Origin of the sequence: Motilimonas cestriensis, assembly GCF_021295315.1 — a bacterium.
Lineage (GTDB): Bacteria > Pseudomonadota > Gammaproteobacteria > Enterobacterales > CBDFNC01 > Motilimonas > Motilimonas cestriensis.
Genome location: NZ_JAIMJA010000071.1, coordinates 1 through 1,194, shown reverse-complemented (window position 1 = coordinate 1,194; position 1,194 = coordinate 1). Strand labels below are relative to the sequence as shown.

At 45.6% G+C, this 1,194-nt stretch carries 2 tRNA genes and 2 rRNA genes; all 4 read right to left on the bottom strand.

What is annotated here, in order from left to right:
- A 23S ribosomal RNA gene (locus K6Y31_RS22040) occupies positions 1-403 on the bottom strand; the annotation flags it as partial.
- A 331-nt stretch (positions 404-734) separates the two neighbouring features.
- Positions 735-810: transfer RNA gene (locus K6Y31_RS22035), tRNA-Ala, on the bottom strand.
- A 134-nt stretch (positions 811-944) separates the two neighbouring features.
- Positions 945-1,021, bottom strand: a tRNA-Ile gene (locus K6Y31_RS22030).
- Between the two features lie 79 nt (positions 1,022-1,100).
- Positions 1,101-1,194, bottom strand: a 16S ribosomal RNA gene (locus tag K6Y31_RS22025); the annotation flags it as partial.

Below are 1,194 nucleotides of genomic sequence, written 5' to 3'. Positions count from 1 at the left end.
GATGGTCCCCCCATATTCAAACAGCATTTCACGTGTGCCGTCCTACTCGATTTCACTTTAAAGGCATTGTCGTGTACGGGACTATCACCCTGTATCGTGGCACTTTCCAGAGCCTTCCACTAACACCAATAAAGCTTAAGGGCTAATCCGGGGTCGCTCGCCGCTACTGCCGGAATCTCAATTGATTTCTTTTCCTCGGGGTACTTAGATGTTTCAGTTCTCCCGGTTCGCCTCACATGCCTATGTATTCAACATGTGATACCTGTAAACAGGTGGGTTTCCCCATTCGGACATCGTGGGCTCAACGCTTGTTGTCAACTCCCCCACGCTTTTCGCAGACTTCCACGTCCTTCATCGCCTCTGACTGCCAAGGCATCCACCGTGCACGCTTATTCACTTAACCATACAACACCTAAACAGTGTTCTATTGTTTGATGTCATAAGACATCATTTGCCTAGATATTACACAAGACACTTGCGAACAAGTTATGTGCTAAGTTTTTACGCTTAGCGATAACACATTGCTGCGTTATCATTTTGTTTGCTTGATAACTTCTTATTGCTAAGAAGTATCGGTATTGAACATCATCAAAACTTTCGTTTCAAAAACGTTCAATGAACTTTTATCAGCTTTCCAAATTTTTAAAGAGCGGGCTTTCTTTATCGCTAAAAAAAGCCAAAGTTAAATGTCTTAAACTTAACTTTGGCCTATCTTGGCCTAACATGAAGAAAATTGGTGGAGCTATGCGGGATCGAACCGCAGACCTCCTGCGTGCAAGGCAGGCGCTCTCCCAGCTGAGCTATAGCCCCAATTTTTCTTCTAACATCGAACCCTAAACCACCTGGGAGGATGGCATAGTGGCCAAATCAAGCAAGACAAGGCATTAAGTGAGGAGGTTTAGCAAGCTAAACGACGAACTTAATAACGCAGTATTGCGAGGATTTGGTGGGTCTGAGTAGATTTGAACTACCGACCTCACCCTTATCAGGGGTGCGCTCTAACCAACTGAGCTACAGACCCGATGTTTTTTACCCAATGTAATCATACAATCTGTGTGAACACTCACTGACTCTCGTCAACAAGACAACGTCGCTTTTGGTAAGGAGGTGATCCAGCCCCAGGTTCCCCTAGGGCTACCTTGTTACGACTTCACCCCAGTCATGAACCACAAAGTGGTAAGCGTCCTCCCGAAG